Source organism: Eubacterium ramulus (genome assembly GCF_003122485.1).
GTDB lineage: Bacteria > Bacillota > Clostridia > Lachnospirales > Lachnospiraceae > Eubacterium_I > Eubacterium_I ramulus_A.
Window position 1 is genome coordinate 1 of sequence record NZ_JRFU01000010.1, and the last position, 6,518, is coordinate 6,518.

The following is a 6,518-nucleotide window of genomic DNA, read 5'->3' on the forward strand; positions in this document are numbered from 1 at the left end:
CCATTCTCCTGTGTTCTAAATAATTTCAGATAGGAAGAATATTCCCTGACTTCATGAATCAGTCCCGCCTTGACCAGACCAACAAAAATTGCTGCGGATCTGGCTTGACAGTTCAATGAGCTCGTTGCCAAATCCGTAAAAGCGGTATATTCTCCTGATAAAAGGAGATCCTTTACTTCCTGATTTTCTGGTTCAAGAAGTGCATTCAGATATAAAAAATCGTAAAACAAGGAAATATGATGTGCTGGTGCATAAAATATCATATCGTCAAATTATGGTTTTATGGTACCTCATGTTTATTCAGTTTTTTCTTTAATTTTTCATATACCAGCTGACGGAACAAGGTATAGCATACCGATGCCAGTGGAATAAACAGAAACATCCCCACAATTCCCATAAGTTTTCCACCTGCGATCACCGCTAACAGCACCCAGATGGATGGAAGTCCGACAGAATTTCCTACCACATGCGGATAGATCAGATTCCCTTCAATCTGTTGCAATACAAAAAACAGAATCAGAAAAAAAATCGCCTGTTTCGGATTTACAATAAAAATGAGAAAAAATCCGAAAATACAGCCTGCAAAAGCGCCAAAGATCGGAATCAGTGCAGTACTTGCAATGACCACACTGATCAGCAGCGCATAAGGCATGCGGAAAATCGTTAATGTCAGTAAGAATAGTCCGCCAAGAATTAATGCTTCCAGACACTGTCCGGTAAAAAATCGTGTAAAACTTCTGGAAATCAGGCTACAGATACCAAAGAGCTTTACTGCTTTTTCTTCGGAGCAAAATGCATAAATCACTTTTTTTACCTGCATTTGCAACTTTTCCTTTTGAAATAACAGGTAGCAGGCAAAGGCAAATGCCAGAAATCCGGTTACGATTCCCTGAAATACTGAACCAATGGCAGAAATGGTCGAACCGGTAATCGATTTGGCACTGTCTTTCAAAAAATCAGAGATTGCCTGTAGCAATTGTTGCGTATCAAAAGCTTGCGTTCCAGTCAGATGCCCGATCAGAGGAGCATTTTCGTTCAAGTGTTCTATGCTGGATTGAAATTGTGGCACAAAATCTGTGATATTTTCACTGAGCATGGAAAAGCTTTGTGTCAGCTGCGGGATCATAAAAAACAGCATCAGCCAGATGACAGCAACTACGATCAATAGCGTTAATAAAAAACTGATGATTCGAATGGAAGTTCGATATCTGTTCGATTTTTGACGGAGCAGTCTTTTTTCGATAAAGCGCATGGGAATGTTTAGGATAAATGCCATAATACAGCCGATCAGGAATGGCAGCAGGATTTCCCAGATAGTATGCAGCAGGTTCCATTCGGTGTTTGTTTTCCCAAGGAGCAGGATAAGTAAAATGGCAATTATCAGCAGTAAATATTTATTTTTTTCGATAAAATTTTGAAACTTCATATTAAGTACCTCTTTATTTCTTGACCAATCAGAATATTTTGTGATTACTCTTCTCCTCTACTTTTTATCCACTTACAAAACTGAATAATCGGCAGACTCAAAAATGCGTACAAATACACCATACCAAGCTGTGGCATTGTCAATGCCTGTACTTTGAAAAGTGCCTGCAATCCCGGAAACATCAGCACGCTGGTAATCAAAGCTGCTCCCAGTCCAAATGCGGCAAGCAGCCATTTATTGTGAAACATCTTTTCCGTAAATAAAACAGGTTTTTCAGATTTACAGTTAAATCCATGAAACAACCGTGCCAGGCAAAGCGTTCCAAAAGCACAGGTGCTGGCAAGTACTGCGTTTCCCTGCTGCAATCCAGTGAGGAAGGAACAGATTGTTACGATTCCGATCACAAGTCCTTCCAAACCTGTTTTTTTCAGAAAGGAACGGGTTAAAATAGAACTTGTGGCAGTGCGTGGATGTTCTTTCATTACATCGTCTGTGTGTGGTTCTAAGCCAAGTGCAATCGCTGGAAGACTGTCTGTCAGTAAATTGATGAAAAGCAAATGCACCGGTGCAAATGGAACCGGAAGTCCGGTAATGGATGCTGTCAATACAGTTAAAATGGCACCCATATTTCCAGATAATAAAAACTCAATGGCATGTAAAATGTTTTGATACAGATTTCGACCGTTCTTTACTGCGGATACGATCGTGGAAAAATTGTCATTTGTCAGGACCATGTCGGCGGCATCTTTTGCGACTTCGGTGCCTGTGCCGCCCATAGCTACACCGATATCTGCCTGTTTTAATGCCGGTGCATCATTGACACCGTCCCCTGTCATAGCAACGATATGTCCCCGTGTCTGCCATGCCCGGACAATGCGGATTTTGTGCTCTGGTGAAACACGGGCGTAAACGGATATTTCCGGAACCAGTTCCTGCAATTCCTTATCAGACATAGTATCAAGAGCAGCGCCTTCACATGCTTTTGTGTCTGGTGTCAGAATTCCAATCCGTTTGGCAATAGCGGATGCCGTCAAAATATGATCTCCGGTGATCATGACCGGTCGAATTCCTGCTTTGATGCAAGTTGTTACTGCTTCTTTGGATTCCGGACGTGGCGGATCCATCATAGCAATCAGTCCAAGAAATGTCAGATGATACTCGTGATCAAAGGTAAGTTCTGTAATATCTGAAACTTCCCGATAAGCAAATGCAAGTACGCGTAATCCCTGTTCGGAATATTTTTGATTTTGCAGTTGAATACGATTTTGTTCTTCCATATTTAACGGAACGACTCCATTTTCAGCCCAGACGGCATCCGTACGCTGCAACAGCACATCCACAGCTCCTTTTACAATCAAAAGCTGTTTTTCTTTGGAATCAGAAGTATGCTCCGTTTGGAAAAATGTATGCAATGTTGACATCATTTTACGTTCACTGTCAAAGGGAAGTTCGTCGATTCTTGGATATTTTACCTGTATTTCTGAAATGGGAATGTGCATTTGATGTTCCATTTGCAGCAGAGCAATTTCAGTCGGATCGCCAATACCTGCTGAAGATGTATTTTTATTATTTCCTGCTGAAGTCGCAAAATTTCCCAAATCCGTTGAGGTTATCTGTTTGCTATTATTTTTATTGTCTTTATTGTTGGAATCCCACTGCTTTTCTGGTGTTGTGAAATTTGTTGATTGATTTTCGATTTTAGCATCATTACACAATACACTGGCGAAATATAACAGTTTATTAGCTAGATTGGAAGATGTTACGTCTTTTGCAGGACTGGTCTCTCCGTTCACATAATAGTGTTCCACAGTCATTTTGTTCAAAGTCAAAGTACCTGTTTTATCTGAGCAAATGACAGAGATGCTTCCAAGTCCTTCTACAGCCTGAAGCTTTCGGATAATAGCATGCTCTTTTGCCATTTTTTGTGTGCCAAAAGATAAAACGATGGTCACGATGGAGCTTAATGCTTCTGGAATCGCTGCGACTGCCAAAGCGACTGCAAACAAAAAGGCATTTCCAACGGATTCCCCACGCAAAACACTGATTCCAAACAAAATGCCGCAAAAGATCAAAATGGCGATAGACAGCTTTTTCCCGAAAGAATCAAGTGAAGTTTGCAGCGGAGTCCGCTTTGCAGATGTATTGTGCAAAAGATTTGCAATTTTACCGACCTCCGTGTGCATGCCAATGTCGGTAATGACAATTTCTCCACGACCGCTGGTAATGAAACTGCCGGAAAAAACCATATTTCTGCGATCGCCCAAAGCTGCCTGCTCAGAAATCGCATCGATGATTTTATCAGAGCTGAGGCTTTCACCGGTCAATGTGCTTTCGTCGATTTTTAAACCGGCACATTCGATGATTCGTCCATCAGCGGGAACGACATCACCGGCTTCCAAAAGGACGATATCGCCCGGAACCAGTTCTCTGGCAGGAAGCTGCACGACAGTTCCATTGCGAAGAACAGAGGCTTTTGGTGCAGATAAGTTTTTCAGACTGTTCAAGGAACGTTCTGCCTGTCGGGTCTGTATCGTTCCAAGAATGGCATTTAATGTGATAACGATCAGAATAACGGCGGCGCTTTCTGTGTCACCAAGTAGTCCGGATATGACTGCTGCGATCATGAGAATGATGACAAGGAAATCCTGAAATTGTTCCAGAAAAAGTTTCCATAAAGGTTTCGATTTGGCAGAGGTCAGTTCATTCCAGCCGGATGTGTGGCGGCGTTCTTCTGCCTGGGTGGATGTCAGCCCCTGTGCGGAACTGTCAAAGTGATTCATAACTTCTGTGGCGGTAAGCTGATACATTTCTTTCATGTTAAATCCTCCTTTTTACCTGCATTTTGTTATCTACAATCTGCGTTTCGATTATGCAAGTTCAGGAATCTTTGAACTTAAAAAGAGACCATTATTGCACAATCAATGTGCAATAAAAGTCTCACCGTTTCCTTACGACACCGGATGGTTCACATCGTACTGACGACATCGTAAACGTGGAATCACGTAGGTTACTCCCTTTTATTAATTCTAATATATATGACAATGCGAAAATATGTCAAGGAAAATTTTTTTACTTTTTGTAGGAATAAACGTCTACCATCAATATTTTCCGATTTTTGCTAATACCTGAATGGTATGTAATGCTTTTGATTCCATTTTTATAATCTCCCTTCATTATGATAGATGTATGCTTTCTTTGCAATCCTGTTTTTGTATGATTTTATTCTAGCAAATACAGTTTTGTTCTCATAGGTTGGTATTTAGGAGAAATGTGTTAAATTTATAGGTGTTATTATCTCTATTTCAGGTACAGGAAAATGTTGTTATGCTATTTGTTCGCAAAGAAAAATACCGGACACAGAATCATATCCATATCCGGTATTCCTAAAGCGCGTAATTCCACTTGCAGGCATTGGCTTAATACTGGAACGTTACCATTCTGCATGCTTCGCAGCAATTAGCCTTTATCTGGATTCTGTGACTGGCTTTTAAAGTAGAGATTTCCACGAATCCTTTCGCTTTTTTCGCATTTTCAAATACACCCGGTACTTCATCTGCAAAACTGAAAGCACCATCTTTACTGCCAAACAAATATCCCATTCTCATTTTTTTTCCACAATTCGGACATGTCATAACTTATTCCTCCACAATCTTTCTGCTCTGTTCCATTGCATTTCGCAATTGCTGTTCAAATCTTTCTGTCGGGATCAATGCGATTCCTTCCAGATCATCAAGAACCACCAGGCGCGATCCTTCGCTCAGCCCATAATTTTCTCTGGCTTCCTTTGGAATGACAATCTGTCCCCGACTTCCCATTTTTACCGTTCCCCACAGAAATTTTCCTTCTGGTGGAGGTGTTACTTTTGTATTTCCGACTTTTTCATCATAATGCATCAGGGCATCGATCTTGATGCCGTAAAATTTTGCCAGTTTATCGCATTTTTCAATATCCGGAACAGAATCTCCCTGCTCCCATTTTGCGTAAGACTGTCTCGTAACACCAACAATCTCAGCAACCTGCTCCTGAGTCAGACCTCTGACATTCCGAAGCATGATTAAATTATCTGTCAGCATGAGCACCACTTCCTTTCTGATGAGTTTATTATAACCGTAAACGGCGGATATTTACACCATACAAACTTAACATATTTATCTAACCTGTGTTAAAAACAGTTGCCTTCTCCAGATTGAAGCTATCTTATAAAGCATAAATACAAAAATTTGTTATATTCATGTATTCGGTATTACCGACCACGATTGCTCTATTATATTGAAATTGGGATATGCAATTATTTAGAATGACTTATATTTAAGAAAAAATCAAATTATTTTCTTTGCATTTTGTGCTATACTTAAGAAAAATGTTTTGGAGGACGTATGTTTTTTTATCAACCAATAGTATTAAAAAATGGGCAAAAATGTATCTTACGAAATGCAGAAGCATCGGATGCAGTAAGGCATCATGCTTATTTTGTGCAAACACATAAAGAAACGGACTTCCTTCTTACCTATCCGGATGAATGTACCATGGATATCATTTCTCTTGAACGGCAATTGAAGGAAACAAAATGCAGTGGAACGGATGTGGAAATCTGTGCCTTTGTAGACGGAAAATTAGCCGGTTCTGCCGGTAACAATCTGATCCGGGATTGTGCGAAAATGCGGCACCGGGCAGAATTTGGTATCAGTATCAAAAAAGAATACTGGGGACTTGGCATTGGTGATGCACTGACAAAAGCCTGCATTGAATGTGCGAAAAATGCCGGCTTTTTACAGTTAGAGCTTGAAGTTGTTTCTGAAAATGAAAGTGCAATTAATTTATATAAGAAGCATGGTTTTGTGGAATATGGCAGAAATTCAAGAGGTTTTCGATGCAGAGATGGACGCTGGCAAGAACTGGTTCTTATGCGGTTAGAATTGGATGAAAACGACAGAAAAATCTGATGGAATTGGCGGTAAAGAAGGATATTCATGATTCTTATTTCTTAATCCATAAAATATATGTTTAGATATATCAGATGGGAGATGACTCCCACCTCTATAGGGACGCCACTGAAAAAGTGGTCGTAAAATCATATATCTGATATAATTAA

6 protein-coding genes are annotated in these 6,518 nt (G+C 40.2%); 1 reads left to right on the plus strand and 5 read right to left on the minus strand.

Annotation, left to right across the window (positions count from 1 at the left end):
* The 5 genes from LG34_RS16900 to LG34_RS01195 all read right to left on the minus strand — a co-directional run.
* A partial coding sequence (locus LG34_RS16900) for a DarT1-associated NADAR antitoxin family protein (RefSeq protein WP_431602594.1) occupies positions 1-230 on the minus strand: 230 nt, incomplete at its 3' end.
* Between the two features lie 50 nt (positions 231-280).
* Positions 281-1,426, minus strand: a complete 1,146-nt coding sequence (locus LG34_RS01180) for an AI-2E family transporter (protein ID WP_109214496.1) — start codon at positions 1,424-1,426, stop codon at positions 281-283.
* Between the two features lie 44 nt (positions 1,427-1,470).
* A complete protein-coding gene (locus LG34_RS01185) occupies positions 1,471-4,242 on the minus strand; it encodes a cation-translocating P-type ATPase (protein WP_109214497.1) in 2,772 nt (923 codons plus the stop codon).
* Between the two features lie 600 nt (positions 4,243-4,842).
* Entirely contained in the window at positions 4,843-5,058 is a 216-nt protein-coding gene (locus tag LG34_RS01190; protein ID WP_109214498.1) for a PF20097 family protein, read from the minus strand.
* Between the two features lie 3 nt (positions 5,059-5,061).
* On the minus strand, positions 5,062-5,499 hold the full coding sequence (locus tag LG34_RS01195) for a helix-turn-helix domain-containing protein (protein ID WP_109214499.1): 438 nt from the start codon (positions 5,497-5,499) through the stop codon (positions 5,062-5,064).
* Between the two features lie 303 nt (positions 5,500-5,802).
* Here LG34_RS01195 and LG34_RS01200 point away from each other — a divergent pair, with 303 nt between their 5' ends.
* Positions 5,803-6,369, plus strand: a complete 567-nt coding sequence (locus LG34_RS01200) for a GNAT family N-acetyltransferase (RefSeq protein ID WP_109214500.1) — start codon at positions 5,803-5,805, stop codon at positions 6,367-6,369.
* Positions 6,370-6,518 lie beyond the last annotated feature (149 nt).

Excerpts from the sequence above, each read along its gene's own strand:
- LG34_RS01195 (WP_109214499.1), bottom strand. The coding sequence starts at position 5,499 with ATGCTGACAGATAATTTAATCATGCTTCGGAATGTCAGAGGTCTGACT.
- LG34_RS01180 (WP_109214496.1), bottom strand. The coding sequence starts at position 1,426 with ATGAAGTTTCAAAATTTTATCGAAAAAAATAAATATTTACTGCTGATA.
- LG34_RS01200 (WP_109214500.1), top strand. The coding sequence starts at position 5,803 with ATGTTTTTTTATCAACCAATAGTATTAAAAAATGGGCAAAAATGTATC.
- LG34_RS01185 (WP_109214497.1), bottom strand. The coding sequence starts at position 4,242 with ATGAAAGAAATGTATCAGCTTACCGCCACAGAAGTTATGAATCACTTT.
- LG34_RS01190 (WP_109214498.1), bottom strand. The coding sequence starts at position 5,058 with ATGACATGTCCGAATTGTGGAAAAAAAATGAGAATGGGATATTTGTTT.